Raw genomic sequence first — 14711 nt, 5'->3', positions numbered from 1 at the left:
AAACATACGATCAGATCACAATACGACAACAAACAGACTTTGCGACTGATTTCAGCGGGTTCTTCGATCTCGCCGGCGGTAACGGGCACGCGTCGACAGTGAATGGGCCGCTGTTCGCGGCAGCTATGACCGAAAATTGGTCGAGCGTTGTCGATTGCGGCACGCGTCGATCGTCATCACGGTGAAAGACCGCACGACGCGGTGGAGATTGCAGACGACGAGGAGCACACCATGCGCTACGCACTTCTTCTGAACAATGCCGAACCTGCCGACGGGGAGATCCCCGAGGAGGCGATCGACCAGATGCAGCAAGCCTTCGGCGCGTACGGCGCAGCGCTGCAGGCCGCGGGAGTCCTCGTTGCAGCCGAGGTCCTGACCAACACAACTGCGACGACGACCGTCACGCTACGGAACGGAACCGTGCAGATTCAGGACGGCCCGTTCGCCGATACCAAGGAAGCACTCGGCGGCGTCTTCGTCATCGATGTTCCCGACCTGGACGCGGCGTTGATGTGGGCCGAGCGGTGCCCCGGCGCCCAGTACGGCGTCATCGAGGTACGGGCGGCGGCGACGTCCTTCGTCGACGGATCATGGACCTGACCAGCACCGTCGCACACGCCGAGGCGGCCGCCCGCACGTCGTACGGGCGGCTTCTCGCGATTCTGGTCGGGGCGAGCGGCGACATCACCAGCTCCGAGGACGCGTTGGCCGACGCGTTCGAGCGTGCGTTGACGACCTGGCCACGCAACGGCGTCCCGACCAACCCGGACGCGTGGCTGCTGACCGCGGCGCGGCATCGCCAGCGCGACGGTTGGAAATCGGCCGCCAGTCGGACCAGCGTTTCGCTCGACCCCGCAGTTCATGCCCGCAGCAGCGTAGACGACATCGACCCGGATGCCGTTCCGGACAAGCGACTGCAGCTGATGCTGATGTGCGCTCACCCGGCGATAGATCCGGCCGTACACACTCCGCTGATGTTGGACGTCGTCCTCGGCTGCACGGCGAAGCAGATCGCCCAGGCGTTCGCGCTCCCCACGTCGACCCTCGCGGCTCGTCTGGGACGGGCGAAGAAACGTATTCGCGATGCACACATCCCGTTCGAGCTGCCCGATCGATCGGTGCTTCCGGCTCGGCTGACGGCCGTCATGGCGGCGGTGCACGGTGCGTTCGCGATCGACTGGCACACCACCGGCACCGAGGTACGGGAGGGCCTCGCGGGGGAAGCGTTGCACCTCGTCGAGACTCTCTGTGTCCTGCTGCCGGACGACGCCGAGGCTCACGGTCTCGCTGCACTGATGTGTCTGTCACTCGCCAGGCTTCCGGCACGGTACGACGACGGCGTCCTCGTGCCGCTACCCGAGCAGGACGAGACGCGTTGGAACCAGGACCTTCTGTCACGCGGCGAGAACCACCTGCGCGTCGCACACGCGTCGACGAGCAGGGGGTCGCCGTTGGGCCGTTTTCAGCTCGAAGCCGCGATCGAGGCCGTACACTGTGCGCGCCGACGCACCGGCGTGACCGACTGGTATCACTTGGCCCAAGTCCATTCTGCGCTGCAGACGCTTGCACCGACGGTCGGCGGAGCAGTCGCGCTCGCCGTCGTCACAGCCGAAATCGACGGTCCTGCAGTCGGATTGCGGATGCTCGACGACGCGTCGGTCGCGACGTCGTTCCAGCCCGCGTGGGCGGCCCGCGCGAATCTCCTGGGGCGCCTCGGGCGCGTCGACGACGCAGCTGCCGCCTACGCCAAAGCGATGTCACTGTCTCCCGACGCGCCCACGCGCGAGTTCCTCCGGCGTCGACTCGAATCTCTCGGCCCGGACGAGGTTCCCGATAGCCTGACGTGATGGACTCTTCGTTCGACGCCGCTCTCGACGCCGCCGCCCCCGGGAGAATCCTGCGCGACGCCGACGCGATGGCTCGCTACTCGACGGACTGGACGCGCAGGTGGACGGGTTCGCCGCGAGCGGTCGCGAGGCCACGGTCGGTCGAGGACGTTGCCGCTGTGCTGGCTGTGTGCAACGACCATCGAGTATCCGTGGTTCCACAGGGCGGCAACACCGGCCTTGTCGGCGGCGCAGTTCCAGCGGACGGATCCGTCGTGGTGACCACCGAGGCACTGACATCGACTTCCGACGTGCGCGAGGACGGCTCGGTGACGGTCGGAGCCGGCGTCACGCTGCACGAACTGGAACGACTTGCTCAGGAGAACGGTCGGACGACCGGTTTGGCGCTCGCGTCCGGGGCGTCGGCGACGGTCGGTGGCGTTGCCTCGACGAACGCCGGTGGCGCGCGGGTGCTGCGGTACGGCACGGCGCGTGACCGGATCGGCGGCCTGCGGGCGGTGCTCGCGAACGGCGAGGTCGTCGACCGCCGGGTCGGTCTACGAAAGGACAACACCGGCTACGACCTGACGAACCTCCTCGTCGGATCCGAGGGCACGCTCGCGGTGATCACCGACGTGACGTGGAAGCTCGTCGCACCGCATCGCGATCGACTGGTTCTTGCATTCGCCTTCCCCGATTCGGGGAGTGCCGCCGATGCGCTGACCACCCTGCTGTCGTTTCCCGGGCTCGACGCAGTGGAGTGGGCAGCGGGAAGTGCCGTGAAACGTGCTGCGGCTCTTCTGGATACGACACCACCGCTGCCGACCGACGGCTTTTGGGTCTTCGTCGAGCTCGGGGACTCCGACGTCGGCGACCGCAGCCTCGTCGACGCCTCTGCACCGGTGATCGACTCGCTCACGGCGTCGGGATTGGACGCCGACCGGATCGCGGTCGCCGTCTCGGTCACCGAACGACGAGCACTGTGGTCGTTCCGCGAGCGCATCACCGAATCCGTCAGTGCTGCAGGCGTTCCCGTCAAGCTCGACGTCGGTGTGCCCGTGCACGAGTTCTGCGCGTTCGTAGACGCACTTCCGTCGACGGTGCACGGAGTGGACGCCGCCGCGATCCCAGTGCTGTTCGGACACTTCGCCGAGAGCAACATCCACGTCAACATCCTGCCCGGATCCGGAACCTTCTCCGAGGCCGTGGCCGAGGCGTTGGAAGACGCTGTCCTCGACCACGTGCTCTCGGTCGGAGGAACCGTCAGCGCCGAACACGGAGTCGGGCGAGCGAAACGTCGGTGGCTGACGCGTCAGCGCGGGGCCGTCCAGGTTCAGGCGATGGCTGCGATCAAGAACGCGTGGGACCCCCACTCGATCTTGAACCCGGGCGTGCTGTTCGACCGAGGTCAGGCTGCAATCTGATCCTCTTCCCGCTCGTCGACCTTCTCCCAGCGATCGGTGTACTGGAAGTGCGGGCGACGGTCACCGATGTACGAGCTGAGCCACGAGACGACCGCGACGTAGCGATTCCTGAAGCCGACCATGTACAGCAGGTGCACCGCGAGCCACATGACCCAGGCGATCGGTCCGGACATGTCGACCTTGCCGAACAACCGTGCGACGGCACTGAATCTGCCGACGATCGACATGCTTCCCTTGTCGACGTACTCGAACGCGGTCCCGTTCTCGACCTTGCCGGTGATCATCTTCGCGACGTGGCGTCCCTGTTGCATCGCGACGGGCGACTGGCCGGGCAGGCCGTTCAGCGACGTCACGTCGCCGATGGCGTAGACGTCCTTCGACGTACCGACCGTGAGGTCGTCGTGCACCAGAAGACGTCCGGCCCGATCGGTGTCGCAACCGGTTCGCTCGGCGACGGTTCCAGCCAGATCGCTTGCCTGGACGCCGGCCGACCAGATGACGGTCTTGGCCGCGATGGTGCGGGAGGTCTTGGTGTCGACATCCTGGATCGTGACCACGTCTTCGTCGATGTCGGTGACGAGCGCGCCGGTGACGACGTCGACTCCCGATTTCTCGAGCTTCGTGCGCGCGTAACTCGACAGCTTGCCGCCGAATGCGGGCAGAACGTCCTTGACGCCGTCGACCAGCGTGACGGTGACGTCGTCGGGAGAGATGTCGGGGAACGAGCCAGCGAAGTACCGCTGGGCGAGGTCCCTGATCTGGCCGGCGAGTTCGACGCCCGTTGCACCGGCGCCGACGACCACGAAGCTCAGCAGGTCCTTCTTCACGGCCGGGTCGGAGGCCAGATGTGCATTCTCGTAGCAGCTCAGGATCTGCTCGCGCAGTGCGATGGCGTCGTCGACGGTCTTGAGCGCGAACGTGCGGTCCTTGAACTCGTCTCGTCCGAAGTAGGCCTGGGTGGCGCCTGTCGCGACGATGAGCTTGCCGAAGCCGATCGTGTGCGTCGCACCCGCGGCGGTGTACGTGACCTGGTGCTTGTCGGGATCGACATCGACGACGCGTCCCAGACGGACGTCGGCCGAGTCGTACTCGGCAAGGATGCGCCGGATCGGCGGGGCGATCTCGCCGGTCGACAGCATGCCCGTCGCGGCCTGGTAGAGCAACGGCTGGAAGAGATGTTCGGTCGTGCTGGAGATGAGGGAGAACCGTACGCCCGCCTTGCCCAGAGTCTTGGCGGCGGCCAGTGCTCCGAATCCTGATCCGACGATGACGACCTCGTACGTGTCCACTGTCTTGCATCCCTTTCCCACGAATCGATCTTCCACACTCCATAGAACGCGGGCACGAAGTCGTTATCAACGCGAAAGTTGGAATAGCATCGATGAGCGAAACTCATGGATGGAGGCGACGTGGAGCTGAGGCAGCTGAAGTATTTCCTGGCCGTGGGCGAGGAATTGAGTTTCTCTCGGGCGGCCGAGCGCTGCTATGTGTCCCAATCTGCAATCAGTCTCCAGATAGCCAAGCTCGAACGCGAGATGGGCGAACCGCTGTTCGAGCGGTCGTCGAGATCGGTCCGATTGACCGTTGTCGGAGCACAATTGGTGTCGATCGCGCGGCATATGCTCGAACTCGAGCAGGCAGCGCTGGCGCTGACGACCCGGAAGCAGAACCAGCTACGCCTCACCGGCAACATGACGTTCGCCGCGAACGCGCTCGCCGCGATCGTTCGCGTCCGCGAGCGGCATCCCGAAGCGGAGATCGACTTCGTGCTGAAACGATTCGCCGAACAAATCGACGCAGTCATGTCCGGGGACTGCCAAGTGGCGTTGATTCGCGGAAGCGTCGAGCGGTCGAGCCTGCAGGTCACCGAGTTGTGGACCGAAGATCTGGTGGTCGTGCTCGCCGAAGGTCATCCGCTGGCCCGTGGTGAGAACCCCAGCCTCGAACAGTTGGCCGCGTACCCGCTGCTGCTACCGAAACGTTCCGATCAAATCCTGCTGCACCGTGTGATCGAGGGCGCGATGAAACGCAGTGGTCTGCGGCTGACGTTCGGTCCGCCCGTTGCCCCTGATCACACCGCCAGCGCCGAATTGCTCAACCATCCCGAATGCTGGTCGATCATCTACGCGAGCACTGCGGAGAGCACGCCGAAGACCGGTCTTGCATTCCGCACCGAAGCGCACCGCAGGCTGCAGTTGGCGGTCTCGGCCGTCGTCGACTCGTCGATTCCGGCGACGGACATTCAACGGGACCTCATCGAGGCACTCGCCGACACGGCACCGGATCAGACGATCGACTAGAAAACTCCGGCCTCACGCATCCGCTGAACGACGAACGCTCCGCCGTAGACGTCGTCGAGCGGCCGCGGTTCGGACAGCGGCGAGAACGCCACTCCGAATCTGGCCGAGTCCGAGTTCATCTGCGCGACAACCACATCCACTGCATAACTGCGATTCTCGATAGTCACGTCGCCCGCGCGGTAGTAGTAGTCGTCGACGCCGACGCGCACCGCGCGCTGCTCCATCGTGCTATTGCCCATCGCCATCGCGTTCCACTTCTGGGCGGTCAACCCGACACAGGAATAGACGTTGTCGAATGTGGTGTCGTAGTCGGAGCCAGGCGTCACGGAACCGCCGCCGATCGAGCCGTCGGAACGCGATACCCAGTGGTCGGCCCATTCCGGAGGCTCATCGCCGGTGACACGGACGCTCGACACACCGGCGTCGGAACATCGTCCGGTCGCCGCGTGCACCGACTCGCCGCACGCCGACGTCGCGGCGCCGAGCACCGCGCAGACTGCTCCGAGGGCCACCGAACTCCCCCTGACCCGTGACCACGTCATGGAGGAACCATACCCCTCGGCATGTTTCGACGTGCCTGGGCGTCGGAAACCTCTGTGGCGGAGCGGTTTCGGGGCACTGCCACCGCTTGAAAGGTTCATTCATACGATCAGATGGCTTCGATGGTTCATTCATGCCCGCGAGTGGCGCGGTCGCGAGCCATATACCGCCGCTGTCGTAACCGAATATTTCTTTGTTACTCCCTATGCTTCCCTATTTTGCTCCTTTAGTGCACACTAAGCGCATGAAAACGACACAGATCTACACCTCTACCGCCGGAGCCGACGACGTCGCGCGCCGCTACCGCGCCATGCTCGACAGCTGGCCCGTGCCGTCGGAGAAGCGACGCGTCTCGACGCGAGCAGGCGAAACGCACGTCGTCACGTCCGGCCCAGCGAATGCTCCGGCGCTCGTTCTGCTGCACGGGTCGGGATCGCATGCCGGAACCTGGATCGGCGACATTGCCACCTGGGCGCGCGAATTCCGAGTCCACGCCGTCGACATGCTGGGCGAACCCGGCGGAAGCGACCCTGTGCGACTTCCCTTGGACACGGACGCACTCGCGTCCTGGCTGGACGAGGTACTCGACGCCCTCGACGTCGCGCACGCGTCTTTCGTCGGGATGTCGCTCGGCGGTTGGACAGCACTCGACTACGCGATTCGTCGACCGACCCGCGTCGACAAGCTGGTGTTGCTGTGCCCGGGCGGAATCGGTCGCCAGACGATGGGATGGCTACCGAAGGCCCTGCTCTTGCGCGCTTTCGGCAAGCGTGGGCGGCGACGCACCGCGCAGATGGTGACGGGTCTGCACACCGCCTCCGCTGCACCGGTTCTCGACGACGTGGTAAGCATTTTCGCGCACTTCAAGCCGCGCACGGAGCGACTGCCGATATTCTCCGACGACGACCTCCGCGGCATCTCGATTCCCGTGCAGGTGATCGTCGGCGACCGTGATGTCATGATGGATTCCGCCGAAACGGCCAGTCGTGTAAGGAAATCGATCGCCGACGCGTCGGTCACGGTACTGCCCGACACCGGACACGCCGTCGTCGGACAGACGGATACGGTGATGAGGTTCCTCAGGAGTTGATCCGGGACCGTCCCGGTCAGGTCCGGCCACGGCGGACGCCGTAGGACTGCGAGGGCGGAGATCGTCGCCGCTACCAGACCGACCGCGATACCGAACATCGCGATGCGCGTCTGATCCACCGCAGGCGTCCACGTGCACTGTCCATCCACTACAACGAACAACCCTGCCGCCGTGCGTGATCCGTCGGACCGAACGGAGGAGACAGCGATGATGGTCGCGCCGTCGGCAGCTGTGTGTGGGTCACCGAACACGAGCGTCGACGGCTCCGCACGGATCAACCTGTCTCGCATACTCATGTTTCCACCCCTGCCTACTCGCGACCCGAAACCAACCATACGGATCGGCTGCCGGTGAGACTCGAAAATGACTGGACAGGGCCGGATGGCGATGAGGAGGATTTCCTGGACAATCCCGTCGCCGAGAGGAATCCATGCTGCCCGACCTCAGTGATCCGCCCCTGATCCTGCCCGCCGAACCCGTCGCCCCCGAGTCGTACGACAATCTGGACGTCTATCTGCCCGCCGACGGCCTGCCTGCCCCGTGTGTGTTGCTCGTTCACGGACTCCTTCCCGAGAAACCCGCAGTGACACCGCGACATTCACGCTTCTACCGGGACTACGCGAGCCACCTGGCCCGGCGGGGAATCGCGGCCGGCGTCGTCGACCATGATCTCGTGAACGGATTCCTCTACCCCGAGGCGCTCGCGACGGTCACGACGGCGTTCGATCGACTTCGTTCCTTGCCCACGACCGACGGCGACTCGGTGGGTGCGTGGTTCTTCTCCGGCGGTGGCCCGCTGGCTTACCCGCTTCTCGCCGAGCCGCCGTCGTGGCTGCGGTGCGTCGAACTGACGTACCCGGTTCTGCCCGGCCCCGGGACTCCGGGCTGGCCGACGCCGGAGCAAGCTATCGCGGGCATCGCGTCGGTGCCCACGTACCTCACACTCGTCGAGCACGAGATACCGGATTTCGTCGACGGACAGAACGGGTTCGTCGAACAAGCATCGAAGGTCGACGCACCGCTGGAGATTCAGAGGGTCGACGGCGTCGGGCATGGCTTCGACGCAACGGCGGACGAACGGCACGCACGGGACGCGGTCTCCGCCGGCCTCGATTGGATGGTCGAGCACATGGCCAGCAGGCATCCCCAGCCCGGTCGGGGGTTCCTCTGAAATTCACCGCCAGCGATTTACTTAGTTCTGGCGACACAATATAACTTTCGGTATGGAAAACCCCTTCACTCCCGACGCCGGAGCGCAGCCGGGCATGCTCGTCGGGCGCGAGGGATACCGAACTGCATTCACGACGCTGCTCGACGGGCTAGAACGCGGACATCCTCGGCAATCTCAGTGGGTGACCGGGTTGCGAGGAATGGGTAAGACCGTCCTCCTGCGTGAGTTCGCGCAGATCGCACGTCGACGTCGGTGGACGGTCGTCGACACCGGCGCTGTCCGACGCGACGACCTGGGGTTTCGCCGTCAGTTCACCTTCGAGTTCCGTAGTGCACTGTTCTCCCTCGCGCCGCGCTCGCGCTGGTCGGGCGAGACCGAAGCCGCGGCGCGGGCGCTGGGGTCGTTCGCGTCACCCCTCGGCGAGAACAGTCCGCTCACCGCACACTGGGATCTGACGGCGCCGGGCAGCGCCGACACCGGCGATCTCGCGGCTGACGTCACCGCCGTTCTCCTGGCGCTCGGCGAGGCAGCCCACGAGCACCGCACCGGCGTCGTCTTCGTCGTCGACGAGATGCATCACCTGACCGTCCGACAACTCGGCGCGCTGGTCGATGGGCTACACCGGACATACCTGCGGGAGCTGCCCATCACCCTCGTCGGCGCCGGAATCCCCAGATCCGACGCGCTCATGCCCGAGACGCAGGTCCGCGCGAAGCGCCTCTTCGATTTCGTGGAACTGGAGGCGTTGTCCAGTACCGAGACTGCCGATCTGCTTCGCACGCATCAGGAATGGGACGACGACGCGATCGCATGGGCCGTCGAACGTACCGGTGGCGTTCCGGCCTTCGTCCAGTCGCTCGGGTACGTCCTGTGGCAGAGGGCTGGAGGCTCGGCCGTGGTGGGCGCAGCGGCAGAGACGGCCTACGTCGAGCACGTCGATCGTCACTACTTCGGCGCAATGCTCGCTCGGGCAACGGAACTGGAGCTGGCGTACTTGCGTGCGGTGGTCGATGCCGCGGAGGAAACCGAGACCGCCCGGCTGCTCGAGCGTACTGCACATCGATGCCACTCGACGCGAAGCGATCTCGTCGACAAGGGAATGATCTACCTGCGCGACGACGGGACGGCTGCCTTCACTACGCCTGCGTTCGCGGACTTTATGACGCGGGCCATGCCGACGCTCGTCGTTCCGGCACAGAAAACGAGGCGCCGGCGATACGACACGTGAGTGTTACCGCGCTGCGCCGGAGACGAATTCGTTCGCTGCCGCGACGACATCCGTCGCGAACGTGCCCAGCGTTACGCTCGTTGCACCGCCGTCGACGGGAATGACGGTCCCATTGACGTATTCGGACAGCTCACTGGCCAGGAAGGTCGCGACGCCCGCGATGTCGGCGGGAAAGCCCACGCGACGCGACGGCTGGCCGGGGCCCAGTCGCTCGGCCAGGAACGTCGTGAACTCCTCGGATCGCCCGTCCTCGACGCCGAACGTGCGAGACATGATCGGGGTCATGATGATTCCGGGCGCGATCGCGTTGGCCCGGATTCCGTACTGGCCGAGTTCTGCGGCAGCCTGCCTGACGAGGCCCACGACCGCATGCTTGGCGGCGGTATAACCCACCGCACTCCACCCGCCCTGCAGGGCAGCAGCACTGGCGGTCGAGATGACCGAACCCGGCGAACCCTGCTGGATGAACTGGGCCGCGGCGTATTTGGTGCCGAGCAGAACGGACCGCGTCAGCAGCGCGATGGTCTTGTCGAAACCGTCGGCGTGCACGTCGAGGATCGTCGACGGGTCACCCTGTGCCCCTGCGTTGTTCACCATCACGTCGAGACGACCGAAGGTGTCGACGGCGAAGGCGACCGTCGACTCGATCGACTCCTCTTTCGTCACATCGGAATGTACGAACGCGGCGTTCTCGCCGAGTTGACCGGCGAGTGCCGACCCGTCGTCGTCGCGGATGTCGGCGATGACGACCTTCGCACCCTCGGCGACGTACTTCTCGACGATCCCTCGCCCTATCCCGCTCGACCCGCCCGTGACGATGGCAACTTTGTCTTCGAGCAAACCGGGCATGGGTCCTCCTGGGGATGCGAATCTCGCCGAGACGGTTAGGCCGTCGAGCACAGAAGGACGCTACCGGCGGGTCGGCGTCCGAGACAGTCCTCGAAAGTGGACGTTTCGTCAGCGGGTGCGCTCGCGCCTTCTAGACGCGGCCGACCATCGCCTCGATCAACGACGACAGTTCAGCCCGGGCCTGGTTCGGTTCCAGTGCGTCCGCCGCGGCCGCGCGGGACAGCGCCTCGGCGGCACCGAAGATTGCGGTCATCGACGGTTGCGTGACTCCCGCGGGACCGGCGAACGGCTCCAGAAGTTCGCGGCAACGGTTCGAGTACTTCTCCTCGGCCGTCCGCTTGACCTGTTCGAGCTCGGGCGAGCCCTCCAGCGCGGCGAGAACCCCCGTCAGCTCCCGCCCCTGCGCGAGGGTGCATCCGACGTACGAGTTCGCGATCGCAGCAGCGCGCCCGGACAGCGTTGCGTCACTGTCGGCCAGATACTGCTCGAGCATGGCAGCCTGCCGGTCGTCGAACTCGGTGTACAGGTCGGCCAGAAGGGCGGCGCGCGACGCGAAATGGCTGTACACAACAGGTTTCGCAACGCCTGCGCGCTCTGCCAACCGGCCGAGCGTCAGGGCGTCGGCGCCTTCCTCCCGCACCAACGCCCACGACACGTCGATCAGCTGGTCGTACCTCTCGGCACGCGACAATCGCGTTCTCACCATCGGACACCTCCTTGCGCTATGTACCGATAGTAACCTACCGTTGGTACATAGCGTATTCGCCTCCGAAAGGACTTCTCATGAACAGCCTTGTCGTGGTGTCCCATGCCGACCCGAACTCGTTGACCCACCACGTCGCACACGCGACAGCCGACGCCCTGCGCGCCGCGGGAGGAGGCGTCGAACTCGCGGATCTTGCTGCCGAAGGATTCGATCCGAGGTTCGATTCCAGTGACCTCGACTTCTACCGGGGCAAAAGTTCGACGCCGAAAGCCGTTGCTGCAGAACAGGAACGCATTGATCGTGCCGACCATCTCGTGCTGGTGTTCCCGATGTACTGGTGGTCGTTCCCCGCCCTTCTCAAGGGGTGGATCGACCGGGTGTTCGTGAACGGGTGGGCATTCGACTACACACCGGGTAGCAGCTTCGAGAAGAGGCTGGGACGCTTGACAATCCACCTTGTCCCGGTTGCGGGCGACGACGCCGACAGCTTCCGTCGGCACGACATCCACGACGCCATCCGAATCCAGATGGAACGGGGAATCATCGAATACTGCGGTGCGACAGTCGGTTCGACGACCGTGTTGCACGAGTCGGACACCAAGCCGGCCGACGTGTTGGCTGCGGAGGTTCGGGAAGTCGCGATGCAGGTCGCGTCGTCTGTGCATAGTCGCACAATCGTAGGCGCCGCGTCCGGTTCCTGACGGCGACGACAAGGCCCGCGAACACACTCGCCTGTATATCCATCGACGGACAGCCGATCGGAGGATATTCCGGACGCATCGTCGCTGCCATCATGATTTCCGACCCTGCCCTCACCCCTGAGTCGGAGTAGATCATGTTGATTGGACGACGAATCTCGTAGCAATGACTGCCGCAGCAACGGCGTCACTGGCGTTACTCGCACCGGGAGTCGCTGCGGCTCAGCCCATTCCGGGCAGCGCGGACATCACTACCGGCAGCGCTGAAGGCGCAGTGAACAGTGGCAGCGCCTTCCTCGACGCCGGCAGCAGCATCCTGGACGGCGATATTCGCGGAGGTGCACGTCGAATATTCGACGAAGGCATCTCGATCTTCAACAGCCTTCCCGGGTCGGGATCGGCTGCGCCACGCCAATTCTGCAACAACGCCACCATCGCCGGCGGGCCCGGCATCACCCAGACGAACCACGACCTGGGACGCAGCGGACCACTGTCGTTCGGGATCTCATGGGAGACGTACGACATCCCGGACGTCATCGACGTCTTCTATCAGGGAGCTCTCGTCTTCAGCACCGGACCGATCGGCGACGACATCAACGAGGGCACCGGCGGGACTGTCATCAACCTTCCGCCGGGAGCAGAAAGCTCGGTGCTCGTGAAGGTCACCGGCCCCGGTGGCACCGACTGGGATTACAACGTCGGTTGCCCCCTCGCCTAATACGTACCGAAGCGGGCCCGGTAATTTCCGGGCCCGCTTCGGCGATTCGATCCGTATTCGGGTTCGGTGCCTCGACGGAATCAGCGGCGGGGTAGAACCTAACCCCGCGCCATATCGACGAACCGCGACAGGTGCAACTGGTGCGCCACGGTGATGGTCGCGGTCGGACCGTTTCGGTGCTTGCCGAGGATCAAGTCGGCCTCGCCGCCACGCGGGTCGTCACGCTCGATCGCGTCGGGACGGTGCAACAGGATGACCATGTCGGCGTCCTGCTCGAGCGATCCGGACTCACGGAGGTCGGACACCATGGGCTTCTTGTCGGTGCGCTGCTCGGGACCACGGTTGAGCTGACAGACCGCGACCACCGGCACTTCCAACTCCTTGGCGAGAAGCTTCAGCTGACGAGAGAAGTCCGAGACCTCCTGCTGACGTGATTCGACCTTCTTGCCCGACGACATCAGCTGAAGGTAGTCCACCACAACGAGTTTCAGCCCGTGACGCTGCTTCAGGCGACGCGCCTTCGCACGAATCTCCATCATCGTCAGGTTGGGGGAGTCGTCGACGAACAGCGGCGCCTCGCTGATCTCGCTCATACGACGCGCCAACCGTGTCCAGTCGTCGTCGGTCATCTTGCCCGAACGCATGTCGCCGAGCTTGATCTTCGCCTCTGCAGACAGCAGACGCATCACGATCTCGGTGCGGCTCATCTCCAGGGAGAAAATGACGCTCGGCAGTCCATGCTTGATCGAGCACGAACGCATGAAATCCATACTTAGGGTAGACTTACCTACACCAGGACGAGCCGCCACGATGATCATCTGACCTGCGTGAAGACCGTTGGTGATTTCGTCGAGCTCCGCGAATCCGGTTGGCACACCGAGCGAGATGCCGCCGCGGCTGGCGATGGAGTCGATCTCGTCCATCGTCGGCTGCAGCAGCTCTTCCAGAGGCAGGAAGTCCTCGGCGGTACGACGCTCGGTGACCTCGTACACCTCGGCCTGCGCACGGTCGACGACCTCGGCGACATCCTGACCGTCCGAGCCCGCATAACCGAACTGCACGATGCGAGTGCCTGCTTGCACCAGACGGCGCAGGATCGACTTCTCGCCGACGATCTCGGCGTAGAAGCCGGCGTTGGCTGCCGTCGGCACCGTCTGCGTCAAGGTGATCAAGTACGGCGGACCACCGATGCGCTTGAGCTCACCGCGACGATCGAGCTCGGCCGACACCGTCACCGGGTCGGCGGGCTCACCGCGGCTGTAGAGGTCGAGGATGGCGTCGTAGATGCTCTGGTGAGCCGGGCGGTAGAAGTCACCCGGTCGAAGCACCTCGAGAACGTCCGCAATGGCGTCCTTGCTCAGCAGCATGCCGCCGAGGACGGACTGCTCCGCCGCCATGTCCTGTGGAGGCTGTCGACCGAAATCCTCACCGGGCGCTTCGCTGGGGGGTGGTTCGGAGGAGTAGTCGGGCTGCCCTCGATCGTCCACAACTGCCACGCGAACTCGACCGTCCTTCCCATCGCACACCGCCGGCCGCTACCACTTCGCGACCCGTCGGAACAAGTTGTACATCGGCACACCGACACCCCCGTAGATGCCGAGACGTCCCCGCCGCCGTTCACGCCCAACCGGGCCGCGGAGACACGCTGGAGGCACGTTATGTGGTCTCGTCTCGCGTCACAACACGGGCTGTGGATGAATCTGTGGATCGAATGTGGATAGCGTTGAACAACTGTGTTGACCATCTGGGGACAACCTGGGTATAACTTCGCTCCCAGGTGGTATATCCGCTGCGTAGGCACTGTGCAGAAACTTTCTGTCCTGTGTATGAATTATCACCCGGCGTGTCGCCCGAGTTTGACAACTCGGGCGTGTTGAGTAAATGGCAAGTGAACTGGAGAGTGAATCCGGTCACAGTGCCTGGGAACACTCACAAATCCCGGCAAACGACCCGGTTTCCCTACTCGGCGGTAGATACAGACCATTCGGTCCTCGACATTGCGGACGTTCGGCCTCTGATTTTGCGGCCGCGCGTCCCTCGTATTTGTGCACCATTCAGCAGCCGCGCACGATGCAACCCGCGCACACACTGCAACCCGCGCACACGACCACCCAGCCCCGCGCACCCCACCCAACTGCGCACCTTTCAGCAGCCGCGCACG

14 protein-coding genes are annotated in these 14711 nt (G+C 64.7%); 9 read left to right on the top strand and 5 right to left on the bottom strand.

The annotated features are described in order from the left end of the window. The first annotated feature begins 231 nt into the window (after positions 1-231). The 3 genes from HQ354_RS17835 to HQ354_RS17825 are packed head-to-tail and all read left to right on the top strand — an operon-like array spanning position 232 to position 3250. Positions 232-600 (top strand): YciI family protein, encoded by a 369-nt coding sequence (locus tag HQ354_RS17835; protein ID WP_068431038.1) that lies wholly within the window; start codon positions 232-234, stop codon positions 598-600. Continuing rightward, a complete protein-coding gene (locus HQ354_RS17830; protein ID WP_157105412.1) occupies positions 591-1847 on the top strand; it encodes an RNA polymerase sigma factor in 1257 nt (418 codons plus the stop codon). Before HQ354_RS17835 ends, HQ354_RS17830 begins: the two co-directional genes overlap by 10 nt. Next, the gene (locus HQ354_RS17825; protein WP_068430751.1) at positions 1847-3250 is read left to right on the top strand and encodes an FAD-binding oxidoreductase; all 1404 of its coding nucleotides are present in this window, start codon (positions 1847-1849) and stop codon (positions 3248-3250) included. The genes HQ354_RS17830 and HQ354_RS17825 overlap by 1 nt, the downstream gene beginning before the upstream one ends. Here the strand turns inward: HQ354_RS17825 and HQ354_RS17820 are convergent. Beyond that, positions 3235-4539, bottom strand: coding sequence for an NAD(P)/FAD-dependent oxidoreductase (locus tag HQ354_RS17820; RefSeq protein WP_068430748.1), 1305 nt, complete (start codon positions 4537-4539; stop codon positions 3235-3237). The genes HQ354_RS17825 and HQ354_RS17820 overlap by 16 nt on opposite strands. Positions 4540-4659: 120 nt before the next feature. Between HQ354_RS17820 and HQ354_RS17815 the strand changes: the two genes are divergently transcribed. Beyond that, positions 4660-5550: a LysR family transcriptional regulator gene (locus tag HQ354_RS17815; RefSeq protein ID WP_068431035.1), complete on the top strand. Its 891-nt coding sequence runs from the start codon at positions 4660-4662 to the stop codon at positions 5548-5550. Here the strand turns inward: HQ354_RS17815 and HQ354_RS17810 are convergent. Further along, entirely contained in the window at positions 5547-6092 is a 546-nt protein-coding gene (locus HQ354_RS17810) for a hypothetical protein (RefSeq protein WP_167676606.1), read from the bottom strand. The two genes, HQ354_RS17815 and HQ354_RS17810, sit on opposite strands and share 4 nt — an antisense overlap. Before the next feature lie 242 nt (positions 6093-6334). Here HQ354_RS17810 and HQ354_RS17805 point away from each other — a divergent pair, with 242 nt between their 5' ends. The 3 genes from HQ354_RS17805 to HQ354_RS17795 all read left to right on the top strand — a co-directional run bounded on the left by HQ354_RS17805 (position 6335) and on the right by HQ354_RS17795 (position 9579). Beyond that, positions 6335-7180: an alpha/beta fold hydrolase gene (locus tag HQ354_RS17805; protein WP_222634509.1), complete on the top strand. Its 846-nt coding sequence runs from the start codon at positions 6335-6337 to the stop codon at positions 7178-7180. Between the two features lie 430 nt (positions 7181-7610). Beyond that, on the top strand, positions 7611-8351 hold the full coding sequence (locus HQ354_RS17800) for a dienelactone hydrolase family protein (protein ID WP_222634508.1): 741 nt from the start codon (positions 7611-7613) through the stop codon (positions 8349-8351). 52 nt (positions 8352-8403) lie between these two features. After that, the gene (locus tag HQ354_RS17795) at positions 8404-9579 is read left to right on the top strand and encodes an ATP-binding protein (RefSeq protein ID WP_222634507.1); all 1176 of its coding nucleotides are present in this window, start codon (positions 8404-8406) and stop codon (positions 9577-9579) included. A gap of 3 nt (positions 9580-9582) precedes the next feature. On the opposite strand, the gene HQ354_RS17790 is transcribed toward HQ354_RS17795, so the two are convergent. Together HQ354_RS17790 and HQ354_RS17785 are read right to left on the bottom strand one after the other, a co-directional pair. After that, positions 9583-10428, bottom strand: a complete 846-nt coding sequence (locus HQ354_RS17790; RefSeq protein WP_222634506.1) for an SDR family NAD(P)-dependent oxidoreductase — start codon at positions 10426-10428, stop codon at positions 9583-9585. A 130-nt stretch (positions 10429-10558) separates the two neighbouring features. Beyond that, on the bottom strand, positions 10559-11134 hold the full coding sequence (locus tag HQ354_RS17785; protein WP_068430732.1) for a TetR/AcrR family transcriptional regulator: 576 nt from the start codon (positions 11132-11134) through the stop codon (positions 10559-10561). A 77-nt stretch (positions 11135-11211) separates the two neighbouring features. On the opposite strand from HQ354_RS17785, the gene HQ354_RS17780 reads away from it, so the two are divergent. Together HQ354_RS17780 and HQ354_RS17775 are read left to right on the top strand one after the other, a co-directional pair. After that, positions 11212-11835: an NAD(P)H-dependent oxidoreductase gene (locus HQ354_RS17780; protein ID WP_222634505.1), complete on the top strand. Its 624-nt coding sequence runs from the start codon at positions 11212-11214 to the stop codon at positions 11833-11835. Between the two features lie 163 nt (positions 11836-11998). Then, on the top strand, positions 11999-12550 hold the full coding sequence (locus HQ354_RS17775; protein ID WP_222634504.1) for a hypothetical protein: 552 nt from the start codon (positions 11999-12001) through the stop codon (positions 12548-12550). 98 nt (positions 12551-12648) lie between these two features. On the opposite strand, the gene dnaB is transcribed toward HQ354_RS17775, so the two are convergent. Further along, on the bottom strand, positions 12649-14046 hold the full coding sequence (gene dnaB / locus HQ354_RS17770) for a replicative DNA helicase (RefSeq protein WP_084423983.1): 1398 nt from the start codon (positions 14044-14046) through the stop codon (positions 12649-12651). Positions 14047-14711 lie beyond the last annotated feature (665 nt).

This window comes from Rhodococcus sp. BP-261, assembly GCF_019835205.1.
Taxonomy (GTDB): Bacteria; Actinomycetota; Actinomycetes; order Mycobacteriales; family Mycobacteriaceae; genus Rhodococcoides; species Rhodococcoides kyotonensis_B.
Note: the sequence above shows the minus strand (reverse complement) of the source record. Positions and strands in the feature narration are given on the sequence as shown.

What these genes read in the sequence shown, in the direction of transcription:
- HQ354_RS17835 (WP_068431038.1), top strand. Translation starts at nt 232, where the DNA reads ATGCGCTACGCACTTCTTCTGAACAATGCCGAACCTGCCGACGGGGAG.
- HQ354_RS17830 (WP_157105412.1), top strand. Translation starts at nt 591, where the DNA reads ATGGACCTGACCAGCACCGTCGCACACGCCGAGGCGGCCGCCCGCACG.
- HQ354_RS17825 (WP_068430751.1), top strand. Translation starts at nt 1,847, where the DNA reads ATGGACTCTTCGTTCGACGCCGCTCTCGACGCCGCCGCCCCCGGGAGA.
- HQ354_RS17810 (WP_167676606.1), bottom strand. Translation starts at nt 6,092, where the DNA reads ATGACGTGGTCACGGGTCAGGGGGAGTTCGGTGGCCCTCGGAGCAGTC.
- HQ354_RS17805 (WP_222634509.1), top strand. Translation starts at nt 6,335, where the DNA reads ATGAAAACGACACAGATCTACACCTCTACCGCCGGAGCCGACGACGTC.
- HQ354_RS17800 (WP_222634508.1), top strand. Translation starts at nt 7,611, where the DNA reads ATGCTGCCCGACCTCAGTGATCCGCCCCTGATCCTGCCCGCCGAACCC.
- HQ354_RS17795 (WP_222634507.1), top strand. Translation starts at nt 8,404, where the DNA reads ATGGAAAACCCCTTCACTCCCGACGCCGGAGCGCAGCCGGGCATGCTC.
- HQ354_RS17790 (WP_222634506.1), bottom strand. Translation starts at nt 10,428, where the DNA reads ATGCCCGGTTTGCTCGAAGACAAAGTTGCCATCGTCACGGGCGGGTCG.
- HQ354_RS17785 (WP_068430732.1), bottom strand. Translation starts at nt 11,134, where the DNA reads ATGGTGAGAACGCGATTGTCGCGTGCCGAGAGGTACGACCAGCTGATC.
- HQ354_RS17780 (WP_222634505.1), top strand. Translation starts at nt 11,212, where the DNA reads ATGAACAGCCTTGTCGTGGTGTCCCATGCCGACCCGAACTCGTTGACC.
- HQ354_RS17775 (WP_222634504.1), top strand. Translation starts at nt 11,999, where the DNA reads ATGACTGCCGCAGCAACGGCGTCACTGGCGTTACTCGCACCGGGAGTC.